The sequence below is a fragment of the Phenylobacterium sp. genome (assembly GCF_035944335.1).
Classification (GTDB): Bacteria; Pseudomonadota; Alphaproteobacteria; order Caulobacterales; family Caulobacteraceae; genus Phenylobacterium.
Window position 1 is genome coordinate 12745 of record NZ_DASZBG010000054.1, and the last position, 25103, is coordinate 37847.

The 25103-nt window shown below is 70.4% G+C and carries 24 protein-coding genes and 1 pseudogene; 14 read left to right on the forward strand and 11 right to left on the reverse strand.

What is annotated here, in order from left to right; all coding sequences use genetic code 11:
- Positions 1 to 24: 24 nt before the first annotated feature.
- Together VGT80_RS09995 and VGT80_RS10000 are read left to right on the forward strand one after the other, a co-directional pair.
- The gene (locus VGT80_RS09995; protein WP_327455329.1) at positions 25 to 897 is read left to right on the forward strand and encodes a TauD/TfdA family dioxygenase; all 873 of its coding nucleotides are present in this window, start codon (positions 25 to 27) and stop codon (positions 895 to 897) included.
- A complete protein-coding gene (locus VGT80_RS10000; RefSeq protein WP_327455331.1) occupies positions 897 to 2069 on the forward strand; it encodes a pyridoxal phosphate-dependent aminotransferase in 1173 nt (390 codons plus the stop codon). Before VGT80_RS09995 ends, VGT80_RS10000 begins: the two co-directional genes overlap by 1 nt.
- A gap of 83 nt (positions 2070 to 2152) precedes the next feature.
- Here the strand turns inward: VGT80_RS10000 and VGT80_RS10005 are convergent, their stop codons facing one another.
- Together VGT80_RS10005 and VGT80_RS10010 are read right to left on the reverse strand one after the other, a co-directional pair.
- Entirely contained in the window at positions 2153 to 3436 is a 1284-nt protein-coding gene (locus VGT80_RS10005) for an amidohydrolase family protein (RefSeq protein ID WP_327455332.1), read from the reverse strand.
- A gap of 14 nt (positions 3437 to 3450) precedes the next feature.
- Positions 3451 to 4992 (reverse strand): acyl-CoA synthetase, encoded by a 1542-nt coding sequence (locus VGT80_RS10010; protein ID WP_327455333.1) that lies wholly within the window; start codon positions 4990 to 4992, stop codon positions 3451 to 3453.
- A 139-nt stretch (positions 4993 to 5131) separates the two neighbouring features.
- Between VGT80_RS10010 and VGT80_RS10015 the strand changes: the two genes are divergently transcribed.
- Genes VGT80_RS10015 through VGT80_RS10030 form a run of 4 tightly spaced genes read left to right on the forward strand, consistent with a single transcriptional unit; the run spans position 5132 to position 7227 of the window.
- A complete protein-coding gene (locus VGT80_RS10015; protein WP_327455335.1) occupies positions 5132 to 5548 on the forward strand; it encodes a helix-turn-helix domain-containing protein in 417 nt (138 codons plus the stop codon).
- Positions 5545 to 6387 (forward strand): alpha/beta fold hydrolase, encoded by an 843-nt coding sequence (locus VGT80_RS10020; protein WP_327455337.1) that lies wholly within the window; start codon positions 5545 to 5547, stop codon positions 6385 to 6387. Before VGT80_RS10015 ends, VGT80_RS10020 begins: the two co-directional genes overlap by 4 nt.
- On the forward strand, positions 6384 to 6752 hold the full coding sequence (locus tag VGT80_RS10025; RefSeq protein WP_327455339.1) for a DUF4180 domain-containing protein: 369 nt from the start codon (positions 6384 to 6386) through the stop codon (positions 6750 to 6752). Before VGT80_RS10020 ends, VGT80_RS10025 begins: the two co-directional genes overlap by 4 nt.
- 28 nt (positions 6753 to 6780) lie before the next feature.
- Positions 6781 to 7227: a VOC family protein gene (locus VGT80_RS10030; RefSeq protein ID WP_327455341.1), complete on the forward strand. Its 447-nt coding sequence runs from the start codon at positions 6781 to 6783 to the stop codon at positions 7225 to 7227.
- Between the two features lie 83 nt (positions 7228 to 7310).
- Here VGT80_RS10030 and VGT80_RS10035 read toward each other — a convergent pair whose 3' ends face one another.
- Complete coding sequence (locus tag VGT80_RS10035) at positions 7311 to 9215, reverse strand: pyrroloquinoline quinone-dependent dehydrogenase (RefSeq protein WP_327455343.1); 1905 nt, start codon at positions 9213 to 9215, stop codon at positions 7311 to 7313.
- A gap of 107 nt (positions 9216 to 9322) precedes the next feature.
- Positions 9323 to 10171 carry a LytTR family DNA-binding domain-containing protein gene (locus tag VGT80_RS10040; protein ID WP_327455345.1) on the reverse strand — a complete coding sequence of 283 codons (849 nt, stop codon included), beginning with the start codon at positions 10169 to 10171 and terminating at the stop codon, positions 9323 to 9325.
- Between the two features lie 240 nt (positions 10172 to 10411).
- Here VGT80_RS10040 and VGT80_RS10045 point away from each other — a divergent pair, with 240 nt between their 5' ends.
- Positions 10412 to 12697: a TonB-dependent receptor gene (locus VGT80_RS10045; protein ID WP_327455347.1), complete on the forward strand. Its 2286-nt coding sequence runs from the start codon at positions 10412 to 10414 to the stop codon at positions 12695 to 12697.
- A 37-nt stretch (positions 12698 to 12734) separates the two neighbouring features.
- The gene (locus VGT80_RS10050) at positions 12735 to 13472 is read left to right on the forward strand and encodes a phosphatase PAP2 family protein (protein ID WP_327455349.1); all 738 of its coding nucleotides are present in this window, start codon (positions 12735 to 12737) and stop codon (positions 13470 to 13472) included.
- 9 nt (positions 13473 to 13481) lie between these two features.
- Here the strand turns inward: VGT80_RS10050 and VGT80_RS10055 are convergent, their stop codons facing one another.
- Positions 13482 to 13883: a response regulator gene (locus VGT80_RS10055; protein ID WP_327455351.1), complete on the reverse strand. Its 402-nt coding sequence runs from the start codon at positions 13881 to 13883 to the stop codon at positions 13482 to 13484.
- 62 nt (positions 13884 to 13945) lie between these two features.
- On the reverse strand, positions 13946 to 14602 hold the full coding sequence (locus tag VGT80_RS10060) for a J domain-containing protein (protein WP_327455353.1): 657 nt from the start codon (positions 14600 to 14602) through the stop codon (positions 13946 to 13948).
- A gap of 52 nt (positions 14603 to 14654) precedes the next feature.
- On the opposite strand from VGT80_RS10060, the gene VGT80_RS10065 reads away from it, so the two are divergent.
- From VGT80_RS10065 to VGT80_RS10080, 4 genes are all read left to right on the forward strand, one after another.
- Positions 14655 to 14927, forward strand: coding sequence for a BolA family protein (locus tag VGT80_RS10065; protein ID WP_327455355.1), 273 nt, complete (start codon positions 14655 to 14657; stop codon positions 14925 to 14927).
- 169 nt (positions 14928 to 15096) lie between these two features.
- Positions 15097 to 15603, forward strand: coding sequence for a 2Fe-2S iron-sulfur cluster-binding protein (locus VGT80_RS10070; protein WP_327455357.1), 507 nt, complete (start codon positions 15097 to 15099; stop codon positions 15601 to 15603).
- The gene (locus tag VGT80_RS10075; RefSeq protein ID WP_327455358.1) at positions 15600 to 16556 is read left to right on the forward strand and encodes a xanthine dehydrogenase family protein subunit M; all 957 of its coding nucleotides are present in this window, start codon (positions 15600 to 15602) and stop codon (positions 16554 to 16556) included. The genes VGT80_RS10070 and VGT80_RS10075 overlap by 4 nt, the downstream gene beginning before the upstream one ends.
- Entirely contained in the window at positions 16553 to 18814 is a 2262-nt protein-coding gene (locus VGT80_RS10080) for a xanthine dehydrogenase family protein molybdopterin-binding subunit (RefSeq protein ID WP_327455360.1), read from the forward strand. The genes VGT80_RS10075 and VGT80_RS10080 overlap by 4 nt, the downstream gene beginning before the upstream one ends.
- A gap of 167 nt (positions 18815 to 18981) precedes the next feature.
- Here VGT80_RS10080 and VGT80_RS10085 read toward each other — a convergent pair whose 3' ends face one another.
- From VGT80_RS10085 to VGT80_RS10100, 4 genes are all read right to left on the reverse strand, one after another.
- Positions 18982 to 19356 (reverse strand): response regulator, encoded by a 375-nt coding sequence (locus tag VGT80_RS10085; protein ID WP_327455362.1) that lies wholly within the window; start codon positions 19354 to 19356, stop codon positions 18982 to 18984.
- Positions 19357 to 19572: 216 nt separating this feature from the next.
- Positions 19573 to 20844, reverse strand: coding sequence for an HlyC/CorC family transporter (locus tag VGT80_RS10090; RefSeq protein ID WP_327455364.1), 1272 nt, complete (start codon positions 20842 to 20844; stop codon positions 19573 to 19575).
- Positions 20841 to 21953 (reverse strand): 3-dehydroquinate synthase, encoded by a 1113-nt coding sequence (gene aroB, locus VGT80_RS10095; RefSeq protein WP_327455366.1) that lies wholly within the window; start codon positions 21951 to 21953, stop codon positions 20841 to 20843. Before aroB ends, VGT80_RS10090 begins: the two co-directional genes overlap by 4 nt.
- Positions 21950 to 22498: a shikimate kinase gene (locus VGT80_RS10100; RefSeq protein ID WP_327455368.1), complete on the reverse strand. Its 549-nt coding sequence runs from the start codon at positions 22496 to 22498 to the stop codon at positions 21950 to 21952. The genes aroB and VGT80_RS10100 overlap by 4 nt, the downstream gene beginning before the upstream one ends.
- Positions 22499 to 22564: 66 nt before the next feature.
- Between VGT80_RS10100 and VGT80_RS10105 the strand changes: the two genes are divergently transcribed.
- Positions 22565 to 23866 (forward strand): hypothetical protein, encoded by a 1302-nt coding sequence (locus VGT80_RS10105; RefSeq protein ID WP_327455370.1) that lies wholly within the window; start codon positions 22565 to 22567, stop codon positions 23864 to 23866.
- Complete coding sequence (locus VGT80_RS10110) at positions 23863 to 24780, forward strand: tyrosine recombinase (protein WP_327455372.1); 918 nt, start codon at positions 23863 to 23865, stop codon at positions 24778 to 24780. The genes VGT80_RS10105 and VGT80_RS10110 overlap by 4 nt, the downstream gene beginning before the upstream one ends.
- Positions 24781 to 24836: 56 nt before the next feature.
- Here the strand turns inward: VGT80_RS10110 and VGT80_RS10115 are convergent.
- A pseudogene (locus VGT80_RS10115) lies at positions 24837 to 25103 on the reverse strand (hypothetical protein); the annotation flags it as partial.

The following is a 25103-nucleotide window of genomic DNA, read 5'->3' on the forward strand; positions in this document are numbered from 1 at the left end:
ACGCAGGGGCAGGGAGGCCGGGCGATGCTGGCAGATGCGGAAAGCCTATACGCGACGCTGCAGGTCCACGCGCAGCCGTCGGGCTTCGGGGCGGAGATCGTCGGCCCCGATCTCACCCGTCCCTTATCTAAGGCCGTCCTGGCCGAAGTGAAGGCCGCCTGGGCCCGCCATTCGGTCGTGGCCTTTCCCGACCAGCCCCTGACGCTCGATCAGCTGGAGGCCTTCACCCAGGCCATCGGCGCCTTCGGCGAGGACCCCTTCATCAAGCCCATGCCCGGCCATCCCAACGTGCTCGAGCTGCGCCGCGAGCCGGACGAGCGGGCGACCAATTTCGGGGCCGGCTGGCACTCCGACTGGAGCTTCCAGAAGACCCCGCCGGCCGCCACCCTGCTGCATTCCGAGGTCGTGCCCCCGGTCGGCGGCGACACCCTGTTCTGCGACTGCAGCCGGGCCTACGACGCCCTGTCCGAGGCCATGAAGCAGATGCTCAGCCCCCTGCGCGCCGTCCACTCCGCGACGCGCGCCTATGGGACGCAGGGCGTCTTCGCCAAGGAGACCGAGAAGCGGACCTTGCAGATCATCACCTCGTCGGAGGCCGACAAGAGCCTGACCCATCCGTTGGTGCGAACCCATCCGGTGACCGGGCGCAAGGCGCTCTTCATCTCGCCGGTCTATACGGTCGGCGTCGAGGGCATGACCGCCCAGGAGAGCGCCGCGATCCTGGGCTATCTCTTCCAGCACATGACCCAGGAGGAGTTCATTTACCGCCACAGGTGGCGGCCCAAGATGCTGCTCATGTGGGACAACCGCTGCACCATGCACTTCGCCGAGGGCGGCTACGACGGCCACCTGCGCGTCATGCACCGCACCACCGTGGCCGGAGATGTTCCGGCCTGATGCCCGCCGAGATCGCACCCTTCCACGCCATCGCCGTCAGCGTGCTCGCCCACGAGCTGAAGGCCGGCGGCGCCTCGATCATCCACATGGAGTTCGGCCAGCCATCGACGCCGGCGCCGAAGGCGGCCATCGCTGCGGCCCACCGCGTGCTCGACAGCGACCCCATGGGCTATTGGGAAAGCTCGGCCCTGACCGGCCGCATCGCCCGCCATTACGCCGAGACCTATGGCGTCACGGTCGATCCGCGCCAGGTGATCATGACCTGCGGCGCCTCGGCCGCCCTGGTGCTGGCGCTGTCGTCGAGCTTCGAGCCGGGCGCCCGCATCGCCATGGCCCGGCCCGGCTACGTCGCCTACCGCAACACGGTGAGCGCGCTGCACATGGTCCCGGTGGAGATCGCCTGCGGGCACAATGAGCGCTTCCAGCTCACCGCCCGGGCGCTGGCCGAACTGGAGCCCGCGCCGTCCGGCGTCATCGTCGCGAGCCCGGCCAACCCGACCGGGACAATCCTCCCGCCCGAGGAGCTGAGGTCCATCGCCGAAGTCTGCCGCGCGCGGAACATCCGCATCGTCTCCGACGAGATTTACCACGGCCTCAGCTACGCCGGCCCGACCCACTCCATGCTGGAGTTCGAGCCCTCGGCGCTGATCGTCAATTCGTTCTCCAAGTACTTCTCCATGGCGCCCTGGCGGCTCGGCTGGCTGGTCGCGCCCAAGGCTGATCTCTCACGGGCGCGCGCCTATGTCGGCAACCTGTTCCTGACCGCGCCGTCGCTCGCCCAGCACGCGGCGCTCGCCGCCATGGATTCGACCGAGGAGTTGCAGGCCAATGTGGCGGTCTATGCGAGGAACCGCGAGCGGCTGCTGCAGGCCCTGCCGGCGCTCGGCCTCAAGGAGATCGCCCCGCCGGACGGCGCCTTCTACATCTGGGCCGACGTCGGCCATATGACCGGCGACAGCCTGGCCTTCTGCAAGCAACTGCTGCGCGACACCGGCGTCGCCACCGCCCCCGGCATCGACTTCGATCCCGTCGAGGGCCGCCACTTCATCCGCCTCAGCTTCGCGGTCTCCACGCCCGAGGTGGAGGAGGCCATCCGCCGGATGACGCCCTGGTTTGCGACGCAGCGTCCGCTCATCCCGGCGAAGGCCGGGACCCAGATCGCAGAGCTCTGAGGCGGGCGAGACGGACTCCGAGCTTATCGAGCCAAAATCTGAGCTATCTATCTGGGTCCGGGCTTTCGCCGGGATGAGCGGCCTTATGGTGGGTCGCGACGGTAGATCTTTCCGCCCTTCATCACGAAGCGCACGTCCTTCAGCACACCGATGTCCTGGGTCGGATCGCCGGCGACGGCGGCCAGGTCGGCGAGGGCGCCCGGGGCGATGTGGCCGAGGTCGTCCCGTCGCAGGATCCTGGCATTGACAGCGGTGGCCGCGGTGAGCGCCTGCACCGGCGTCATCCCGTCCTTCACCATCCAGGCCACCTCGCGCCAGTTCTCGCCGTGCGGATAGACCCCCACGTCGCCGCCCATGCCGATGGTCACGCCCAGCTTCAGCGCCAGGCGGAAGGCCCGCTCGGCCTCGCGCATGGAGGGCGTCGGCGGGGTCTGACCGGGCACATAGTGCTGGAAGTAGGTCGCGGTCGCCTCGACCGCAGTGAGCGTCGGGATATAGGCCGCGCCCTTGTCCTTCATCAGCCGGAAGGTCGCCTCGCTGGTCCCATAGCCGTGCTCGATGGTGTCGGCGCCGGCCACGACCGCGCGGCGCACGCCCTCGTCGCTGGCCGCATGCACCGCCACCGGCCGGCCGCCGTCGTGGGCGGTGGCGACCATCACGTCCATCTCGTGCTGGCTGAAGGTCGGCCGCGTGCCGCCGTCGGGCCCCACGCGGTAGTCGCCGTAGAGCTTGATCCAGTCGGCGCCGGCGGCCGCCTGTTCGCGCACCGCCTTGATCCCCTCGGCCTCGCCGGAGACCTCCTGGGCGCCTTGCGGCAGGTCCATGTCGGCGCGGAAGCCCTTCTTCGGACCATAGGAGGCGGTGGCGACGATCGCGCGGGTCACCACGAACATCCGCGGGCCCTCGACGATCCCCTCGGCGATCGCCCGCTTCAGCTGGACGTCGGCGTCGCCCGCGCCCTCGGTGCCGAGGTCGCGCGTCGTGGTGAAGCCCGCCATCAGGGTGCGCCGCGCATCGCGCCCGGCCCTGAGCACGCGATAGGCCGGCGGCTCCTTCAGCACCTGATCGTCCCACAGGGTCTCGTTGTAGGCGTGCAGCAGCAGGTGCGAGTGCAGCTCGATCAGCCCCGGGATCAGGGTCTCGCCGGGCAGGACGACCACCTCCGCCCCGGCCGGCGCCGCGACCGATCCCTTCGGCCCGACCGCCATGATCTTCTCGCCGTCGACGACCACGACCCAGCCGGCGTGCGGCGCCGCATCGCCCGCGGTCCAGACGCCGGCGGGCTCCAGCACATAGGCGGCCGCCTGCGCGCCGCCCGCCGCCGCCGCGAGGCAGAGCCCCGCCGTCCATGCCCATAGCCGATGCACTGGATAGGCCCCCTTCAGATCCGCCGGTCGAGCCCTTCCCAGAACGGCTCCCTGAGCTTGCGCTTGAAGATCTTCCCCGAGTCCTCGCGCGGCAGCTCGGCCGCCAGGTCGACCCGCTTGGGGACCTTGTAGCCCGCCACCTGGCCGCGCAGCCAAGTCTTCACCTGCGCCTCGCTCAAGGTCTCGCCCGGCATCGGCTGCACCACCGCGCAGACCGCCTCGCCGAACTCCTCGTCGGGAATGCCGAACACCGCGCAGTCGGCGACGCCCGGCATCTTGGCGAGCTCGCCCTCGATCTCGGCCGGATAGATGTTCACCCCGCCGGAGATGATCATGTCCTTGGCCCGGTCGCACAGGTAGAGGAAGCCATCCTCGTCGAGATAGCCTACGTCTCCGGGCGCGATCAGGCCCGCCTTCTCGCTGTCGCGCCGCTTCTGATCGTCGCCGTGATAGGTGAAGTCGGCCATGCCGCCGATGCGGGCCACCACCTCGCCCACCTCGCCGGGCGGCAGGCTGTTCCCCGCGGCGTCGATCACCCGCACCTCGGCCTCCGGCCAGGCCTTGCCCACCGTGCCCGGGTGCGAGAGCCAGTCCTCCGAGGAACAGAACACCACCGCGCTGGTCTCGGTCGAGCCGTAGTACTCGTTGATCACCGGTCCCCACCACTCGATCATCGCCCGCTTGATCGGCGCCGGGCAGGGCGCCGCGGCGTGGACCACGAAGCGCAGGGAGGAGAGGTCGTACCTGGCCTTCACCGCGTCCGGAAGCTTGAGCAGCCGGTTGAACATGATCGGCACCATGTGCAGGTGCGTGACCCGGTGGCGCTCGATCATCTGCAGCAGTTCTTCGGGGTCGAAGCGCGGCTCGAGGATCATCGTCACGCCCAGCCGCGCGGCGACCAGGCCGTAGGCGTTGGGCGCCGAGTGGTACATCGGACCGGTCATCACGCTGACCATCTCGTCCGGCGCCCCGAAGCCCACGAAGCCGAAGGCGCGGCCGATGATCTGGCCGGTCAGCGCCGTCTGCTCCGGGGTCGGCGGGGCGCGCCGCACGCCCTTCGGATGGCCGGTGGTGCCGGAGGTGTAGATCACCGTGCCCGGCGCCTCGCCGAGCGGCTGGGCCAGGGGTTCGAAGCCCGCGAGCCACTCGTCCCAGACGGGCAGGTCGGCGGGTGGGCGCGCGGCCTCCGCGTCGACGCCATAGGCCGCGGCGATCTCCGGCGGCGTTCCGACCACCAGGACCGCAACGCCGGCCGGGATGGCGTCTCTCACGCCGGCCAGAAGGTCGGCGTGGATGACGACCGCCTTGGCGCCTGAGTTCTCGAACAGGTAGCGCGCCTCCGTCGGCGTATAGTGCCAGTTGACCGGCGTCGGATAGGCGCCCAGGAGGCCCGCCGCGGCGCTGGCCTCGAAGAAGGCGAAGTCGTTGCGCAGATAGAGCGCCACCAGGTCGCCGCGGCCGATGCCGAGGCTGGCCAGCCCGCTCGCCGCCCGCGCCGCGCGCTCCTGCAAGGCGGCGGTGTCCAGCCGCCGCGCGCCGCTGACGATCTCGCCCATCTGGCCTCCCCATCGCTTCGAGGCTTGAGCTTATCTCCCGCAGCGGGCGCCGCAACGGTGCGGCAATGATCCCTAATGCGCATATTTGACTCCATAAGGTGGAGCAATTAGGATCAATAAGGAATATTCGAGGTCCGGCATGTCGGAAGAAGTCTATACCGTCGAGCAGTTCGCCGAGCGGCTGAAGCTGCACCCCAAGACCGTGCTGCGGTTCATCCGCGAGGGGCGTGTCCGCGCGGTGAAGGTCGGCCGGTCCTGGCGCATCCTGCGCTCCGAACTGGAGGCCTTCGGCGGCTTCCAGCCTTCCGCCAATGCGGCGGGCGTGCGGGTCACCGCCATCGTCGACGTGCCCGACATTCCCCCGGACCGCGCCCAGCGGCTGGCGAGCTTCCTCACCAGCGCGCGGATGGGCGCCGAGACGCCTCCGCGCCCCATGAGCCTCGACGTCGCCCACGATCCCGCCCTGCGCCACGTGAAGGTGGTGATCGTCGGGGCGCCCGATGACGTGGCCACCCTGCTGCGGGTTCTGAACTTCTGGCTGAGCCAGGGACCATGAGCGCCATCTACCGCTCGGCCGAGGGCGAGCAGGCCCTGAAGGCCGCCTACGGCCGCTTCCGCGACGCCTGGCGGATCCCGCGCGAGGAGCTGCGGATCCCTACGCGCCAGGGCGAGACTTTCGTGATCGCCAGCGGCGATCCGGCCGCCCCGCCGCTCGTGCTGCTGCACGGGGCAGGCTTCAACAGCGCCATGTGGATGGGCGACGTGCCGGCCTGGGCCGAGCGGTTCCGCGTCTACGCCATCGACCTGCCGGGCGAGCCGGGCGAGAGCGCACCCCTGCGCGCGCCGCGCGAGGGCGGGGCGGCGGCGGCCTGGCTGGACGAGGTGCTGGCGGGCCTGGGCGTCACGCGGGCGGCTTTCATCGGCAATTCGCTGGGCGGCTGGCACGCCCTCGACTACGCGATCCGCCGGCCTGAGAAGGTCGAGCGGCTGGTGCTGCTGGCGCCGGGCGGGATCGGGGCTGTGAAGCTCTCCTTCCTGCTGCAGAGTGCGGCGCTTCGCCTGACCGGCGAAACGGGCCGTAAGCGCTTGCTCAGCGTCGCCGGCGCCGGTGAGATCCATCCCGCGATCGCGGCCTATCTGCGGCTGATCCATACCCACTTCATCCCCAGGCGCGATCCGCTGCGGCGCTTCAGCGACCGCCAGCTCGCGACCCTGCGCATGCCGGTCCTCATGTTCGTGGGCGCCAAGGACACCCTGCTGGATTCGGCGGGCAGCCGCCGCCGGCTGGCCCGCGCCTGTCCCCAGGCCCGCATCGTCTGGCTCCCGGAGGCCGGTCACTTCCTGGGCGGCTTCACCGAGGAAATCCTCGGCTTCCTGGGCGAGCCCGCGCCGTGAGCGGCGGCGTCACCGAGATCGCCGGCGTGCGCGCCTGGCTGGTCGACGCCCACGGCCCTCCGCTCGCCGATGAGCGGGACGCCGCCGACGTCCTGGGCGAGACCTTCGGCGCCGAGGCGCGCCTGGTGGTGATCCCGACCGCTCGGCTGACCCCGGACTTCCTGGACCTCAAGACCCGGCTTGCGGGTGCGATCCTGCAGAAGTTCGTCAACTACCAACGCCGGGTAGTCATCCTCGGCGACATCCGCGAGGCCGTCGCCGCCAGCGACGCCTTGCGCGACTTCGTGCGTGAATCCAACCGCGGGAACACCGTCTGGTTCCTGTCCGACATCGCAACCCTTGAGGCCAAGCTCGCCGCGGCGTGATAAGTCCTCCGCAAATTGGGGGACGGCGATGATCAAGACGATGGCGCTCCTGGGAGCCCTGGCGATGAGCCTTTCAACCGTGGCCGCGGCCGAGATCCCGGCCCAGCTCATGCCGCGCGGCATCGCGGGCTCGAGCTTCAACGTCCGCGACCTGGAGGGCCAGAAGGCCTGGTACATCGACAAGCTCGGCATGAAGCTGATCGACACCATCAAGCGCGGCGATGCGCCGTTCGAGTACCTCGTGGGCTACAGCCGCGCCCCGATCCTGGCCCTGCTCTCGGCGCCCAACCGCCCGGTCGGCCCCAACACCATGGGCCGGCTGATCCTCGACGTGCCGGACGCCAAGGGCCTCGCCGACCACCTGAAGGCCCAGGGGGTGACGGTGCGCGAGGTGATCCCCAACACCGCCTATTTCGTCACCGACCCCGAAGGCAATCCGGTCGAGCTCTATACGCCGCCTGCCCGGACCAAATAGCGCGCTAAAGCGACAGCCAGCAAAAGTGGAAACCGCTTTTGCGTCCGGATGCGCGCAGAAAAACCTAGCGCGCCGGCGGCGCGCTAGGGCAGCGCAAACGCCACCACCGCGTCGCCCTGCGTCTCCTGGTCGACCTTGGCCGAGCCGCCGGCCGCGACCACCACATACTGCTTGCCGCCGATCTCGTAGGTCATCGGCGTGGCATGCGCGCTGGCCGGCAAGGCGCCGCTCCACAACAGCTTGCCATCGGCCGTGGAGAAGGCGCGCAGCGTCTTGTCCATGGTGCCGCCCTGGAAGATCAGCCCGCTGGCCGTAACGATCGGACCGCCCAGCACGATGGAGCCCTTGGCGATATTGCCGACCCCGGGCGCGATCTCATCGAGCGATCCGAGCGGCGCGCGCCAGACGATCGTGCCGGTCCCCAGGTCCACCGCCATCAGCTCGCCGAACGGCGGCTTGATGCAGGGCAGGCCCGAGGGCGCGCGCAGAAAGTCGCGGCTCATGGCGTAGGGCGTGCCCATCTGCAGGGTGGTCTCGGCGCGCAGGTCGCCGCGGTCGCCCTTCACGAACTTGGCGGCCGGGATCATCCGCACCTTGGCCGGCAGGTTGGTCACCGAGACGATCAGCCGGCCCGCGCCGGCGTCCCAGGCGAAGCCGCTCCAGTTGATGCCCCCGACGTTGCCGGGAATGGCCAGGATCCCCGCCTCGCTGGGCGGCGAGAACATGGAGGTCCCGCTCATCGCGTTGATCTGGTCGGCGCACCATTTCCGGTCGCTGTCGGAGATCGCCCAGGCATCCTTGGCCGACAGCGCCTGCGGGACCAGCGGCGGCGTCGCGGTGGGGAACGGCTGGGTGGGCGAGCTCTTCTCGCCATAGAGCGTGCTCTGCGGCACGGCCCGCTCCTCCACCGGCAGCACCGGCTTGCCGGTCGCCGGGTCGAGGGCGAAGACCATGCCGGTCTTGTTGCCGGCGATGACCGCGGGCGTCATCCGGCCATGCAGGCGGAAGGCGGTGAGCATGGGCGCCGCGGCGGTGTCGTAGTCCCACAGGTCGTGGTGCACGAGCTGGAAGCCCCACCGCAGCTTGCCGGTCTTCACGTCCAGGGCCACGACCGAATTGGCCCAGCGGTTGTCGCCGGGGCGCAGGCCGCCCCAGTAGTCGGGGCTGGCGCTGCCGGTCGGGACCAGCACCAGGTGACGCTTGGCGTCGGCGCTCAGCACCGACCAGGCGTTGCCGGCCCCGGTCTTCCAGTCCTTGTCGGCCGTGCCCTTGGGTTTCTCCAGCGGCTCCCACGACCACAGCAGCTTGCCGGAACGGGCATCGAAGCCACGGACCACGCCGTCGGCCATGTCGGCGCGGGAGTTGTCGTTGATGGCCGAGCCCACCACCACCACGCCGTCCAGCACGATCGGCGGCGACGTCATGTGGTAGGCGCCGCGCTCATAGCGCGCCACGTCGCGCAGGCTGACTTCGCCATGGTCGCCGAAGCCCGGGCAGGGCTGGCCGGTGGCGGCGTCCACCGACACCAGCCGCGCATCCAGCGTCGCCTCGTAGAGCCGCAGCTTGCAGGCGCCCTTGGACTGGGCGTCGCGCCAGGCCGCCACCCCGCGGTTGATCAGCCCGTCGCCGTAGCGGGCGGTCCGGTCGATCTTCGGATCGTAGGCCCAGAGCTGCCGGCCGGTGGTCGGGTCGAGCCCGATGATCCGGTTGAGCCCCGTTGTGACGTAAAGCCTGCCGTCGATGAACAGCGGCGTGGCCTCGAAACCGGTGCGCTGGCCCCGTTTGTCGTCGGCGATGTCGCCGGTGTGGAAGGTCCAGGCGGGCTTCAGTCCGGCGACGTTGGCGGGCGTCACCTGGGTCAGGGGCGAGAAACGCGTGCCGGCCGGATCGCGGCCGTAGGATCCCCATTCGTCGGCTCGCGCGGCGCCCGACGCCATCAGCGCGGCGCTGGCCGCGGCCAGCAGCAAGGTCTTGGTCTTGAGCAGCATTTTCGGCGCTCCCGTGAAACTGAGAAGCCCAGGATGCCGCGGCGCTGTCCAGCGTCGAGCGCCGCGGGACGAGCGGCGGCCCCGCCGGGACGGCCTGGGACGGGCGGCTAGCTCAGCGGGACCAGCGGTTGGTCCGGCGTGCGCAGGCGCTCCAGGGCGGCCGGGAATCGCCGCGACAGGGGGACGCTCAGACCACCATCGAGCTCGAGCCGGAAGTCCCCCGCCGCCGCGGGCGTCACGCTGCGCACATGGGCCGGATTGACCAGCCAGGAGCGGTGGGTGCGCAGGAAACCCGCGCCGGCGAGATCGGCCTCCACCTTGGCGAGCGTCTCGCGCACCAGCGGCTTCCTGCCGCCCGCCAGATGGAACTCCACGTAGTTGCGGGCCGAGGTGACGGCGACGATCTCCGTCATCGGCACGCGCACCACCCGGGCGCCGTCGCGCAGGTGATAGAGCCTGGATCCCTCGGCCGGCGCGCGGCTCGCGGCCCACAGCCGCGCAGCCCAGTCGGCGAGCGCCAGGATCAGCACGAAGCCGAAATAGGCGACGAGGTCCTTGCGGTATTCGTAGAGCCAGTCGGCGCCCCCGTAGTGCGCGCCGGCCAGGGCGTAGAGCCCCTTCCGCAACAGGACGAAGCTGCCGACGTGCGCGAAGCTGAATCCGACGCTGCCGGTCAGGTGCACCAGGGCGAAGCGGGCCCAGCGGCCGGCGCCGGGCGGGGCGAGGCGCAGCAGCCACCCGAGCGCCGGGACCAGCGCGATCACCACCGCCCCGCTGGTATATTCCCAGATGAACGGCTCGCGCGGATCGAGCCGCGGGAAGTCGCTCAGGTCGGAAAAGGCGTTGGCGGTGGTCTGCAGGACTATGAACACCGCGATCGCCGCCCAGCCCGCCAGGAAGGCCCGGCGCCGCGCGGCGTCCTCGATCAGCGGTGGGGGCAAGATCAGCTCGGTCATCGTCCCGGCCACCTGACTAGACCGCGTCGCCGCACAGGGGGAGCCCCTTCGGCGCCGCAGACCCCCCGCCAGGCCTCGCCGAGATCGTCCAGACGCCGGTCAAGAATCCGTCGCCAACTCTTCGTATCGGCGAAATGAAACCGAGACCGAAGCGTCGCGCCGATCCTCGATACGAATTCCCAGGTCCTGCGGACGACACTCGGGGAAGCCCCTCGCGCCCGCCGGTGGATGGGGGATTTTATGTCATCGATCATGCGGGCGACCGCCGGCCGCGTCTGCGCGGCATCTGTCCTGGCGCTGACGGCGGGGCTCGTCGCTCACCCCGCCCTTGCCGCCGAAGCCGCGGCGGCGGCGACGCCGACCGAGGAGAAGGCCGACTACGGGGTCCGCGTCGAGGAGCTGACGGTGGTGGGCGTCACGGGCGCGGCCGCCGCAGCGCCGGTGAAGGCCTCGCTGGAGGCCACCGAGCCCCAGGCCATCGTCACCCGCGAAACCATCGACCAGTTCGTACCCCAGACCGCCGACTACACCGAGGTGGTCCTGCTGGCGCCCTCGATGTCCGGGATGAGCCAAAACGGTCCGGGCTTCTACGAAGCCAAGACCACGCTGCGGGGGTTCTCGGACGGCCAGTACAACGTCACCTATGACGGCATTCCGTTTGGCGACACCAACGACCCGACCCACCATTCCACCTCCTTCTTCCCGGCGGCGACGATCGGGGCCGTGGTGGTTGACCGCGGCCCGGGCACGGCCGGCCAGCTCGGCCAGGCGAGCTTCGGCGGCTCGATCAACATCTTCTCGCCGGAGGTGGCCGAGGCGTTCGGCGGTTCGGCGGCCCTGACCTACGGCTCGTGGAACAGCGCCCAGGCGGTGGTCAAGGTCAACACCGGTCCCTCGGACCTGCTGCATGGCACCCGCGCGCTGGTGGACGTCTCGGCCCTGCGCACCGACGGCTACCTCACCTATTCCGCCGCTCAGGGCGCTAACCTGCTGGTCCGGACGGTCACGCCGATCACCGACAGCTGGAGCGTGACCCTCTTCGACACCTACAACTACACGCGCGTATTCCAGGACGACAACAATGGCGCGACGCTCGCCCAGGTGGCCAAATTCGGGAAGAATTTCGCCCTCAACAACGATCCGACGAGCCCCTCCTTCACCGGCTACAACACGGTCAAGAAGCACACTAATTTCGGCTATGCGCGGCTGAACGGCGACATCACCTCGAGCCTGCATCTCGAGAACACGCTCTACAGCTACTACTATTCCAACCACACGCTTTCGCCGCAGGACGTGACCGGCACGGCCGCCGTCGACAAGGCGATCCCGGCCGGTGACATCCCGGGCTATTTCAAGCTCAACTACTACCATGTGTACGGCGACATCGCCCGGCTGACCCAGGACCTGCCGTTCGGCGAGCTGAAGGCCGGCCTGTGGTGGGAGACCTCGAAGACCAAGCGCGCCCGCCTCGACTTCGACCTGACGGCCCGGACGCTGGACTTCAAGGAAACCTGTCCGAAGCTGCAGCCGGGCGTGATCTGCAATCGCGGGGCGGCATCGTTCATCAACTACATCCAGGGCTCGACCTGGGACCAGTACGAGCCCTTCGTCGACTTCGAATGGAAGGTGACGAGTGACCTCACCGTCACGCCGGGCCTCAAGTACGTCCACTTCGAGCGCAACCTGAATTCGCCGATCAACCAGGGCTCGGGCACCCAGCTGATCGACTCGGCCACCTGGACCAAGACGCTCTACTTCCTGACGGCCAACTACCGCATCCGCGAGAACTGGTCGGCCTACGCCCAGTACGCCACCGGCTTCCTGACGCCGCCGCTGTCGACCCTGCAGGTGCAGATCCCCGACCCCTCCGCCGAGAAGCCGCAGGAGAGCACCAACTATCAGATCGGCACGGTCTTCCACGGCGGCCTGATCACCGTCGATGCCGACGTCTACTACATTGAGTTCAAGAATAAATTCCAATCGGTGACCGGGGCCGTGGGGACGCCCCAGGCCGGCGAGACGGTGTTCTTCAACCTCGGCGGCGCGGTCTACAAGGGCGCCGAGGCCGAGGCGACGGTGCAGATGCAGGACAACGCCTTCGTCTTCGTCAACGGTTCGGTGAACAGCGCCAAGGCCAAGGGCGGGGCGACCACCATCGCCGGCGTGCCGGTGGTGATCACCGGCGGGCTGCAGATCGCCGGTGCGCCCAAGTGGACGGCCGCGGCGGGCGTCATCTGGAAGCCCGGGGATTGGTCGATCTCGCTCACCGACAAGGTGGTCGGCGAGCAGTGGGCCAACGAGGGCCAGCCCTCCAACTTCAAGATCGGCTCCTATTCCAACGTCGACCTGACGGTGGTGCGCAACTTCGGCCGCTGGCGCGCCGAGGCGGCGATCTACAACCTGCTCGACAGCCAGAAGATCACCAAGATCACCCCGGGCTCGAAGGGCAACGTCATCGGCCCGGGCGACCAGTACTACTTCCAGCCCGAGCGGAGCGCCCAGCTGACCCTGCGGCTCAACTTCTGATCCGGACAGCCCACGCTAGCCCCGCGGAGACCACGAGATGAAGCAAACCCTGATCGCCTTTGCCGGGGTCGCGGCGTTCGTGGCGGGGCTGGGGGCGGCGAACGCCCAGCCGGGGCCGGCGGCCGCCGAGCCCGCGGCCGTCAGCAAGTTCCTGTCGGCCGAGGCGCTCAACCCCGCCCAGCTTCTGCCGCCGCCGCCGCCGGACGGCTCGCCGGCCGCGCTCGCCGAGCTCGCGGAGCTACACCGCATCCAGGCCGACCGCTCGCCACAGGCCCTGGCGCGCGCCCGGCGCGACGACGAGGACGAGAGCGTGATCGCCTTCGCCGAGGTGATGGGTCCGGGCTTCCAGCTCGATCGGCTTCCCGCGACCGCGGCGCTGTTCAAGGACCTGCGCGCCGAGGACAGCCTGGCCGCCAAGCGCGCCAAGGCCTTCTTCAAGCGCACCCGTCCGTGGGCGGCCGACCCGAGCATCGTCGGATGCCCGCACGGGGACGATGCGGCCAAGAGCGCCTATCCCTCGGGCCACGCGACCATGGCCTATGCGGCGGCAGGCGCGCTGGTCCGGCTGGATCCGCCGAAGGCCCAGGCGATCCTGGCGCGGGCCTCCGACTATGCGGAGAACCGGCTAGTCTGCGGCGCCCACTATCGGCGCGACATCGGGGCCGGCCAGACGCTGGGGACGGTGCTGGTGGTCAAGCTGCTGGAGACGCCGGGTTTCCGCGCCGAGTTCGACGCGGCCCAGGCGGAGCTGAAGGCGGCCCGCGTCGTCGATTGAGTGCGACACTCAGTCGTCGTTGTCGCCGACCAGCATCCGCACGCGCTCCAGCAGCTCGGCGGCGGTGAAGGGCTTGGCGAGGAACAGGCTGCCCGCCACGCTATTGGCCTTGAAGGAGGCCGGCGAAGTCTGGCCGCTGACGAAGATCACCGGCAGGGCGGGATCGATCTGTCGGGCGAAGCGCGCCACGTCATAGCCCGTGGTGCCAGATCCCAGGTTCACGTCGACGATCATGCAGGCGTAACTGCGGTCGTGCTGCAGGGCGTCATAGGCGCCGCGGTCGGTCTGGACGCAGTGGGCCTTGAAGCCCTCCGTCTCCAGCATGTCGGACAGCAACTCGCAGATCGCCGACTCGTCTTCGACGACCAGGACTCGGGCTTCGGAACCAGGATTAAGGGCGGCTTCGGACATGCTCGATCAACCAAAAATCCCAAACGCCCCCCGACGAGTGATGTTCCCGACATAGGCGGTCGCTAGACCATCCCGGCCTTGCGCAGGGTCTGGTAGGCGCGGATCACCTTCTGCAGGCGGTTCTCGCCGGCCCGGTCGCCGCCGTTGGCGTCCGGGTGCAGGCGGCGCACCAGCTCGGTGTAGCGGCTGCGGATCCTCGGCCCATCGGCGTTGACGTCCAGATCGAGCTCGGCCAGCGCATTGCGCTCCAGCTTGCCCAGCAGCCGCGCCTCCGGCTCGGCGACGCGGGTCTGGGCCTGGGCCCCGCCGCGGCCGAACAGGTCGAAGGGATCGCGGTAGCCCTCGCCCCGGCGGAACTTGTGCTGGAAGCTGGCCGCCTCCCGGGAATATTTGCCGGCCTTCATCTCCCAGGTGGGACGGCCGCCGCCGAACAGCTCGTCCTTCTGGAAGGCCCGCACCTCGCCCTCGCTCATGCCCGCGAAGAAGTTCCAGTTGCGATTGTACTCGGCGGCGTGGTCCTGACAGAACCAGTAGTGGTCGTTCATCATGTCGCGCGACTTGGGCGCCCGCGCCGTGGCCGCCCGCCGGCAGCCCGCGTGATCGCACGGCCGCTCGCCGGGTTTCAGCGCGTTGACGTCGGTCTCCCGCGGGTCGTCCGCCTTGGGCGGCTTGACGCGGATATCGACGAACTTGGGCCTGTATTGAAACGCGCCGGGCATGGGCCAAGTATGGGGGGAGAGAACTCCCGTTCAAGAATTGAAGATTGAGCCGATGGGCGCTACACTCGACGCCATCCACGACAAGCTGACCTCCGCGTTCCGGCCCCTGCGGCTGGAGGTGCAGGACGATTCCGCGCGGCATCACGGCCATGAGGGCGCGCGGCCCGGCGGCGAGAGCCACTTCAACGTGACCATCGAGGCTGAGGCCTTCCAGGGCCAGCCCAAGGTCGCCCGCCAGCGGATGGTCTATCGGGCGCTGGCGCAGGAGCTCGCTGGCCCGGTGCACGCTTTGTCGGTCAAGGCGCTGGCGCCGGGCGAGAGCTAGAGGCTAGACTAAAACGGACGTTTCAATCCGCTCGTCCCGGCGAAGGCCGGGACCCAGATCGGACGGTCTGGGTCGGGTTGGATCCGCGCGGCGCTCATCGAGCCCGCGTCTGAGTTCTTCCATCTGGGTCCCGGCGTTCGCCGGGATGAGCGGGCTTCCGGGAGGCGACTTGAAGACCACCATCACCGTCAACGGGGAGGCGAGGGCGCTCGACCTCGATCCCCGCACCACGCTTCTCGATGCGCTGCGCGAGCACCTCAAGCTGACCGGCTCCAAGAAGGGCTGCGACCATGGCCAGTGCGGCGCCTGCACGGTCCTGGTGAACGGGGTGAGGATCAATTCCTGCCTGTCGCTGGCGGTCATGCACGATGGCGACCAGGTCACCACCATCGAGGGCGTCGGCACGGTGGAGAAGCTGCATCCGATGCAGGTCGCCTTCCTCACGGAGGACGCCTTCCAGTGCGGCTACTGCACGCCCGGCCAGATCTGTTCGGCGATCGGCATGCTGAGCGAGGTCGCCGAGAACTGGCCCAGCCAGGAGACCACGGACCTGACCGGCAAGATCACCCTCACCGACGATGAGTTGCGCGAGCGGATGAGCGGCAACATCTGCCGCTGCTCGGCCTATCCGCAGATCGTCGCGGCCATCAAGTCCGCGGCCGGAGAGATGGCATGAGGCCGTTCACCTACGAGCGCGCCGCCGACGCCCAGGCCGCGGTGAAGGCCGCCGCCGACACGCCGAACGCCAAGTTCCTGGCCGGGGGCACCAACCTGCTGGATCTGATGAAGCTGGAGATCGAGCATCCGGCGCACCTGATCGACGTCGGGCGCCTGCCGCTGGCGGGGCTTGAGGAGACGGCCGACGGCGGTCTGCGGATCGGCGCCATGGCCACCAACAGCCATGTGGCCGCCGACGCCCGCGTCCGCGCGCGCTATCCGGTGCTGACGCAGGCCATCGTCGCTGGCGGCTCGGGCCAGCTGCGCAACAAGGCCACCACCGGCGGCAACCTGCTGCAACGCACCCGCTGCGCCTATTTCTACGACACCACCAAGCCCTGCAATAAGCGCGCGCCCGGCTCCGGCTGCGGGGCGCTCGAGGGCCTCAACCGCAACTCCGCGATCTTCGGCGCCAGCCACGCCTGCATCGCCACCCATCCCTCGGACATGGCCGTGGCCCTGGTCGCCCTCGACGCCACGGTGGAGACGCTGTCGCCGTCGGGTTCGGCGCGCAGCTTCCCGCTGATGGAGCTGCACCGCCTGCCCGGCGAAACGCCGCAGGTGGAGACCCATCTGGTCCCGGGCGAGCTGATCACCGCGGTGGTGCTGCCGCCGCCGCCCAAGGGCGGCCAGGTCTATCGCAAGGTCCGCGACCGGGCCTCCTATGCAGCGGGCCTGGCCAGTGTCGCGGTGGCCGGGGGCAGGATCGCGCTGGGCGCGGTGGCGCACAAACCCTGGCGGGCGGCAGACGCGGAGGCCGCGCTGGCCGCCGGCGCCTCGCCCGCCGAGGCCATCGGGCGCGAGCTCGCAGGCGCCAGCGAGAACGGCCGCAACGGCTTCAAGATCAACCTCGTCCGCCGCCTGGTCCCGGCGGCCATCGCGCAGGCCGGCGAGCAAGGGAGGGGCGCATGAGCTCCGTCATCGACTGGGAAGCCACGAGCAATCCGGTCAAGGAGAACAAGGCCGGCAATATCGGCAAGGCCGTCGACCGCTACGAAGGCCCGCTGAAGGTCACCGGCACGGCGCCCTACGCCTATGAAGTGGAGCCACCCGCGCCGCCGGCCTATGGCGTGCTGGTCTCCGCCCCCATCGCCCGCGGGCGGATCACCGCCGTCGACACCGCCGAGGCCGAAGCCTCGCCCGGCGTGCTGCTGGTCTGGACCTACAAGAACGCCCCCGCCCAGGGTCCACGCCCCGCGCGCTACGACTTCTTCACCCCCTCGCCCAGGCCGGCGCTGGAATCGGACCGCGTCTATTACTTCGGCCAGCAGGTCGCCGTGGTGGTCGCCGACACCCTGGAGAACGCCCAGGCGGGCGCGGCCCTGGTGAAACTCGCCTTCGAGGACGACGCCGCCAAGGCGGTGACCTTCCACGACCACTTCGCCGAGGGCGTCCAACCGCCCGGCGAATCCGACGTCGAGATCGGGGATTTCGAGAAAGCCTTCGCCGCCGCGCCGGTGACCCTCGACGACGTCTGGCGCACGCCCCTGCAGAACCACTGCCAGATGGAGCCCTGCGCCACGACGGCCTGGTGGGACGGCGACCAGCTGACGGTCCACACCTCGGTGCAGATGGTGCGGTTCGCCCAGAACTCGCTCGCCGAGACCCTGATGATGCCGCACAAGTCCGTGCGCCTGTTGACCCGCTATGTGGGCGGCGGCTTCGGCGGCAAGGGTTCTTTCTACGAGGACCTGGTGCTGGCCTCGCTGGCGGCCCGCGAACTCGGACGGCCGGTGAAGGTCGCGCTCTCCCGCCAGCAGATGATGCACGGCACCGTGCACCGTCCGGCCACCGAGCAGCGGGTCCGGCTGGGGGCCACGCCCGACGGCCGGCTCACCGCCATGAGCCTGATGACCACCACCCATTGCGACCGGCGCGGCAACTTCACCGAGCACGCCTCGAACTTCGCGCGCAACCTCTACGCCGCGCCGAACCGGCTGACCGGCCACCGCCTGGTCCGCCTCGACCTGCCGGTCGCCAGCGCCATGCGCGCGCCTGGCGAGGCCTCCGGCACGCTGAGCCTCGAGGTCGCCATGGACGAGCTGGCCGAGAAGTTGGGCATCGATCCCGTCGAACTGCGCATCCTCAACGAGCCGGAGACCGATCCGGAGACCGGCAAGCCGTTCTCCATCCGCCAGCTGGTCCGCTGCATGCGCGAGGGCGCCCAGCTGTTCGGCTGGGACCGCCGCCTGCCCCGGCCCGGCCAGGTGCGCGACGGCCGCTGGCTGGTCGGCATGGGCATGGCCGCGGCCATCCGCGGCAACTTCCTCCTGCCCGCCAAGGCGAGCTTCACGGTCGACGCCGAGGGTGTGATCACCGTCAAGCAGGGCATGACCGACATTGGCACCGGCACCTATACGGTGCTGGCCCAGATCGCCGCCGAGACCCTGGGCGTGCCGCTCGGCGACGTCCGCGTGGAGATCGGCGATAGCGAGCTGCCGCCGGCCCCTGGCTCCGGCGGCCAGTTCGGCGCCGCCACCGCCGGTTCCGCGGCCCTCGACGCCGGTATGAACCTCAGGAAGGCGATCGCCGAGATCGCGGTCAACGATCCCTCCTCGCCGCTCAGCGGCGGCGACGCGGCCCAGGTCACCTTCCAGGACGGCGTCATCGCGATCGCCAACCGTTCAGAGCGACTGTCGGACCTGATCCGGCGCAACCGGCCCGAGGGCCTGACCGCCGATGGCGAGGTCCGCCCCGCGGCCGACGCCAGCCAGTGGAGCTCGCACACCTACGGGGCCCATTATGTCGAGGTGGGCGTCGACACCGTCACCGGCGAGGTGCGCACGCGGCGCATGCTCGGCGTCTTCGCGGCCGGCCGCATCCTCAACTGGAAGACCGCCAGGAGCCAGCTCACCGGCGGGATGATCTGGGGCGTCGCCTCGGCGCTCACCGAGGGAAATGCGGTGGATCCGCGCTACGGCTCGCTGATCAACCAGGACCTGGCGAGCTACCTGGTGCCGGTGCAGGCCGACATCGGCGAGCTCGACGCCATCATGCTCGACGAGGTGGACGACAAGGCCAATCCCATGGGCATCAAGGGCGTGGGCGAGCTCGGCATCTCCGGCGCCGGGGCGGCCGTGGCCAACGCCATCTACAACGCCTGCGGCGTCCGCGTGCGCGACTATCCGATCACCCCGGACAAGCTGCTAGCGGCCCTTACGGCGATGTAACGAAAACTGGGGGTCGCCACCCCTGGCGCAGGGTCAAGCTCGCTCCCATTTCCGTGATCCTATCTAGGAGACGGAACGTGAAACTCATCCTGCCCCTGGCGGCGCTCGCCAGCTCCATCGCCATGCTGGTGGTGACCATGCAGGCGGCGGTGTTCAGCTACCTCTAGCTAGCTGACCGCGGCCTGCAGCTCGGTGAGCACCCGGGCCAGGTCACCCTCGCGGAACGGCTTCTGCAGCACCGGCGAGCCCCGGTCCACGTCGCGAAGGCCCGCGTCCCCATAACCCGTCGCGAAGGCAAACGGCGCGCCGCGCTCGCGCAGCAGGTCCGCCAGCGGGAAGATCGGCTGGCCGCCCAGGTTCACGTCGAGCACCGCGCAGTCGATGACGGCGCTGCGGGCCAGTTCCATGGCCTCGTCCAGCCGTGACGCCGGACCCACGACCTCGCACCCGAGTTCGCCCAGCATGTCCTCGATCAGCATGGACACCATCATCTCGTCTTCGACCACGAGCACGCGCAGTCCATTGAGCTTGGCGTTCGTCATTGCGTCCACTCCAGCACGGGCCGGGACACGGCGCCCGACAGGTCAGCCCGCATGGGCGTCTTGATCACGTTTGTAATGGCGTAAGCCCCCAGATTGGCCGCCCTCGGCGCGCATAGAATGGCCGATCCCCCGAGGAAGCAAGCTTAACTAAACGCATTTTTTACAGCCAAGGTTCCGCAGGCCGCGCCGAGGGGTCGAAAGTCCGCGCGCGCCTCTCTACCGTGGGCCCGCCGGGGCGATCTCCAGGCGGGTGATCTGGTTGCCCTTGCGGCCGGTGACGCGGAATTGGTGGCGGCAGATGGTGAAGGTCTGGCCGACCTTGGGGATGGTCTGGGCCTCGTTGATCAACAGGCCCGCCACGGTCACCGCCTCGTCGTCCGGCAGGTCCCAGTTGAGCGCCCGGTTGAGCTCGCGGATGGTCACCGAGCCGTCCACCGAGACGGTCCCGTCGGGGCCCGCCTTCACGTCGGCCTCGTCGATGTCGTACTCGTCCTCGATCTCGCCGACGATCTCCTCGAGGATGTCCTCCAGCGTCACCAGGCCCTCCAGCGCGCCATACTCGTCCACAACCAGGGCGAAGTGGGTCTTGCGCTTCAGGAAGGCGGCGAGCTGGTCCTTCAGGCTGGTGGTCTCCGGCACGAACCACGGCTCGCGCATGATCTCGCCGATGGCCAGCTGGTCCATGTCGCCGTCGGCGTCGGCCATGGCCTGCAGCAGGTCCTTCACGTGCAGCACGCCGACGATGTTCTCGGTGTCGCCGCGGTAGAGCGGCAGTCGGGTGTGCGGGCTGTCCAGCGCCTCGGTCACCACCTTGCGCGAGGGCAGGTCGGCGTCGATCATGGCGATCGCCGTGCGGTGGACCATCACCTCGCTGACGTCCAGATGGGTCAGGTCCAGCACCCCGCCCAGCATCCAGCGGTCGTCGGTCTCCACCAGACCCTCGGAGTGGTGGTACTCGACCGCGCCGCGGATCTCCTCGTGGGCGGCCAGCACGTCCATCTCCATGGACAGCTCGATCCCGAACAGGCGCAGCGTCTTTCGGATCACCCACTGGATCGCATAGATGATCGGGCCGCAGATCCGCACCACCACCAGGGCCGGCGCCGACAGGAACCGCGCCACGTCGTCGGAGCGCACGATGGCCAGGGTCTTGGGCAACACTTCGGCGAACACCAGCACCAGCACGGTCATCAGCGCGGTCGCCGCGGCCACGCCCCAGGCGCCGGGGATGGCCCGGGTCATTACCTGGGTGGCCAGGGCCGAGGCCAGGATGTTGATCAGGTTGTTGCCCAGCAGCACCGAGCCGATCATCGTCTCCTGGTCGGAGAGCAGCTTGTTGACCCGCCGGGCCGCGCCGTCGCCGTCGCGCTCCAGCTGGTGCATGCGGGCGCGGCTGGCGCCGGTCAGCGCCGTCTCCGCCGCCGAGAAGATCGCCGACAGCGCCAGGAGGCCGAAGACGATGGGCGCCAGCGCCAGGATCGCGGTCACGGCGTCGCCCCCTCGGCCAGCAGGAAGCCCCGCACCTGGCCGGCGTCGACGTCGCGGGCCACGAAGGCCTCGCCGATCCCGCGCGCCAGGATGAAGGTCAGCCGCCCGCCCTGCGCCTTCTTGTCCTGCGCCATGTGCGCCACCAGCCGGTCGGCGGCGAATGGATGGCCGGCCACGTCGCCGAGCGTGGTCGGCAGGCCCGCCGCGGCGATGGCGCGCTCGGCGCGCACCGCGTCCTGCGCCCGGCAAAGGCCCTGGGCGGCGGAGAAGCGGAACGCCATCGCCTGGCCCGCCGCCACCGCCTCGCCGTGCAGAAGGACCGCGCCGAAGCCGGTCTCGGCCTCCAGGGCGTGGCCGAACGTATGGCCGAGGTTGAGCAGCGCGCGGCGGCCCTGTTCGGTCTCGTCCTCGGCGACGATCTCAGCCTTCATCTGCACGCAACGCCCGACGGCGCGGCTCAGCGCCTGCGGCTCGCGCGCGAGCACCTCATCGCCATGGGCCTCCAGCCATTCGAAGAAGCCGAAGTCGCCCAAGAGGCCGTATTTGATCACCTCGGCGTAGCCCGCCCGCATCTCGCGATCGGGGAGGCTCGCCAGCACGTCCAGGTCGGCCAGCACCAGCCGCGGCTGGTGGAAGGCGCCCACCAGGTTCTTGCCCGCGGCCACATCGATGGCGGTCTTGCCGCCCACCGAGGAATCCACCTGGGCCAGCAGGGTCGTGGGGATCTGCACGAAATCTATGCCGCGCTTGTAGATCGCCGCGGCGAAGCCCGCGAGGTCGCCCACCACCCCGCCGCCGAACGCGGCGATCACGTCGCCACGGTCGAGCTCGAGTTCCAGCAACCGGTCGATAAGCTCGGCCAGGCCGGCGAAGCTCTTGGCCTGCTCGCCCGGCGCGATGACGATGGGAAGTACGGCCACGCCGGCCGCTTGCAGCGACGCGCTCAGCCGCGCGCCGTGCAGGGCCCAGACGGTCTCGTCGCTGACCACGGCCAGGCGCTGTCGTCTGAGATGCGGCGCGAGGCGGGCGCCGGCCTCGGCGATCAGGCCCGCGCCGACCACCACCTCATAGGCGCGCGCGCCCAGGCCCACGGCGATGGCGCGGCTCATTGGGCGTGCGCCGCGTGATAGGCCGATAGCGCCCGGATCACCTGGTCGACCGTCGTGTGGTGCGGCGCGTCGCCGGTCTCCACCACCACGTCGGCCTCGCCATAGACCGGATAGCGCGTCTCGGCCTGCGCGGTCAGCACCTCCATCGGATCGCGATCGACGATCAGGGGCCGGGTGGTCTTGCGCGACACGCGGCGCGCCAGCACGTCGAGGTCGGTCTTCAGCCAGACCGAGACGGCTTGCGACTTGAGCAGCTTGCGGGTCTCCGGGTTCATGAAGGCGCCGCCGCCGGTCGCCAGCACGTGTGGGGCGCCCTCCAGCAGGCGCGCGATCACGCGCCGCTCGCCCTCGCGGAACGCCGCCTCGCCCAGCTCGCTGAAGATGTCGGGGATGGAGCGGCCGGCGGCGGCCTCCACCTCGGCGTCGGCGTCGCGGAACGGGAGGGAGAGCGCATTGGCCAGCCGGCGGCCGACGCTCGACTTCCCCACGCCCATCAGGCCCACGAGGGCGATGGTGCGGCGGCGAAGCGGTTCATAGCGGTCCATGGACGGCCAAGGCTTACACGAGGCGCCCCGCTCGCGCCAACTTCGCGGGCCAAGTATGCTCGCCCCATGTCCCGAGTCCCCGCGGCCCTCGCCGCCCTGATCCTCGGCGCCGCGCCGCTCGCCGCCCGCGCCCAGCCCGCCGCGACGCCGTCCGTGACGCCCCCCGGGGCTCCCGATGGCGCGGTCTCCACCGCGCCGCGTGCGCCCGCGCCCCCGCCGCCGGCCTCAGCCGCGCCCCTGCAGCCCGTCGAGGTCACCGAGCTGGCCGCCCCCGACGCCTTCTCGACGGCGGTCCGCGACACCGGCCTGCCGCCGACGTTGTGGCGCGGGACCTCGCTGCAGGTGGTCAGGGCGGTGCTGCCGCTGCTGGCCGATCGGCCGCTGTCGCCCGCCGCCGCGGCGCTCGCCCGCCGGGTGCTGGCGACCGGCGCGCCGGGTCCCGAGGGCGCCGGCCAGGATCCGGCCCTGGTCGCCGGCCGCGCCGGGGCGCTCATGGCGCAGGGCGATCCGCGCGGGGCCGCCGCCGTCCTCGCCCGCGCGCCCGGCCTCGACCGCGATCCGGACCTCGCCCGCGTGGCCGCCGAAAGCGCCCTGCTGGCCGGCCAGGACGATCGCGCCTGCCGCATCGAGGCGGCGCTCACCGCGGGGCGCGACGACATCTACTGGGTTCGTCTGCGCACCTATTGCCAGGCGGTGGCCGGCCAGACCGCTGCGGCGCAGCTCACCTTCGACCTCGCCCAGAGCCAGGCCAAGGACGCCGCCTTCGCCCGGCTGATGGGCGCCAAGCTGGCCGGCGGCGGTAGTCCCGGCGCGCCCTCGCTGCGCAACGGCCTGGACTATGCGCTGTCGCGCAACCTCGGCCTGGACCTCAGCCAGGCCAAGCCGTCACCGGCGGTCGCCGCCGCCCTGGCGTCGGGCAATCCCGCCGAGCCGGCCATCGACGTCTCCGGCCTGCCGGCCTACCTGCTGCCCTTCGCCGAGGCGATCGCCAACGGGAAGCCCATTCGTCCCGACGATGCGCTGGCCGCCCTCAAGGCCTCGACCGGCAAGGACCCGAAGACCCGCGAACGCGACGAGGCGGCCCTTGTCCTGCTGGCGGCCTATGAGACCTGGCCCGGCCTGGCGCTCGGCGCGCTTCCCGTGCGCGAGGGGCGCGCCCCGGTGATGCGCGATATCGCGCTCGACGCCGCGGGCCTGCGCAAGCGGATGGGCGAGACCGCGATGCTCGCGCTGTGGACCTGCGCCGAGGCCGGCCCCGCCGGCCCGGCTCCCGCCGATCGCGCCCGCATCGTCCGGGCCCTGCGCGAGGCCGGCTTCGAACGCGACGCCCGCGCCTTCACCCTGGAAGGACTCGTGGGCCTGAGATGAGCGGGCAGGGGGCATCCTGGGCGGAGGCCTTCCTGGAGATGATGGCGGTCGAGCGCGCCGCGGCTCGGAACACGCTGTCGGCCTACGGCCGCGACCTCGCCGATGCGGCCGGCTTCCTGGCCGGCCAGGGCCGCGACCTCGCGAGCGCCTCGGCCGAGGACATCGAGGCCTACTTCCGGTCGCTGGGGGCCCGGGCCCTGTCGCCGGCCACCGCCGCCCGCCGGCGCGCCTCGCTGCGCCAATTCTACCGTTTCGTGCTGGGCGAGGGTTGGCGCGCCGACGATCCTGCCCGCCGGGTCGAGGCGCCCAGGAAGGGCCGCCCTTTGCCCAAGGTGCTGTCGCGCGAGGAGATGGACCGCCTGATCGCGGCCGCCGGCCAGCGCGACGGCGCCCAGGGCCTGCGGCTCGCCTGCATGGTGGAGCTCGCCTATGCCTCCGGCCTGCGGATTTCAGAGCTCACCGCCCTGCCGCTGGCCGCGCTGGCCCGCGATCCGGCGTACCTCATCGTCAAGGGCAAGGGCGGCAAGGACCGGCTCGCGCCGCTCAACAACGCGGCCCGCACCGCCGTGAAGGCCTATCTGGCGGTCCGCCCGCAGTTCCTCGGGAAAGCCGACAAGGCCAACCCCTGGCTGTTCGCCTCGCGCGGCAAGACCGGCCGCATCACCCCGCGCCGCTTCGCCCAGCTGCTGGACGAGGCCGCCGCCGCCGCCGGCGTCGATCCGGCCCGCGTCAGCCCGCACGTGCTGCGCCACGCCTTTGCGACCCACCTGCTGGAAGGCGGCGCCGATCTGCGCGTGGTTCAGAAGCTGCTGGGCCACGCCGACATCGCCACCACCCAGATCTACACCCACGTGGCCTCCGACCGCTTGCGCGAGGTGGTCGCCTCCAAGCACCCGCTCGCCAAGAAGCGCTGAGCCAAAAAAGAAGCCGCCCCGAAGGGCGGCTTCCGAAGTCTCAGGCCTCGCGGCGGTTAGCCGACGATGCGGTAGCGGCCGTCCGGATCGGGGCAGACCCGCACATAGCGGTAGTCGCGGCCGTCGGAGTCCACCGGGGCGGTCGCCAGGCGGCAGCCCATCCGCTGGTACTCGGAGTAGCGCGGGGTGCGGAAGCCTTCGTCCTCCCGATAGGGGATGGTCTCGTCATAGGCGAAGTACGGACCGCGCTGGTCGCACTTGTACTGGTCGTGGGCATGGCCCACGGCCGCGCCGATGCCGGCGCCGACCACGCCGCCCAGGAC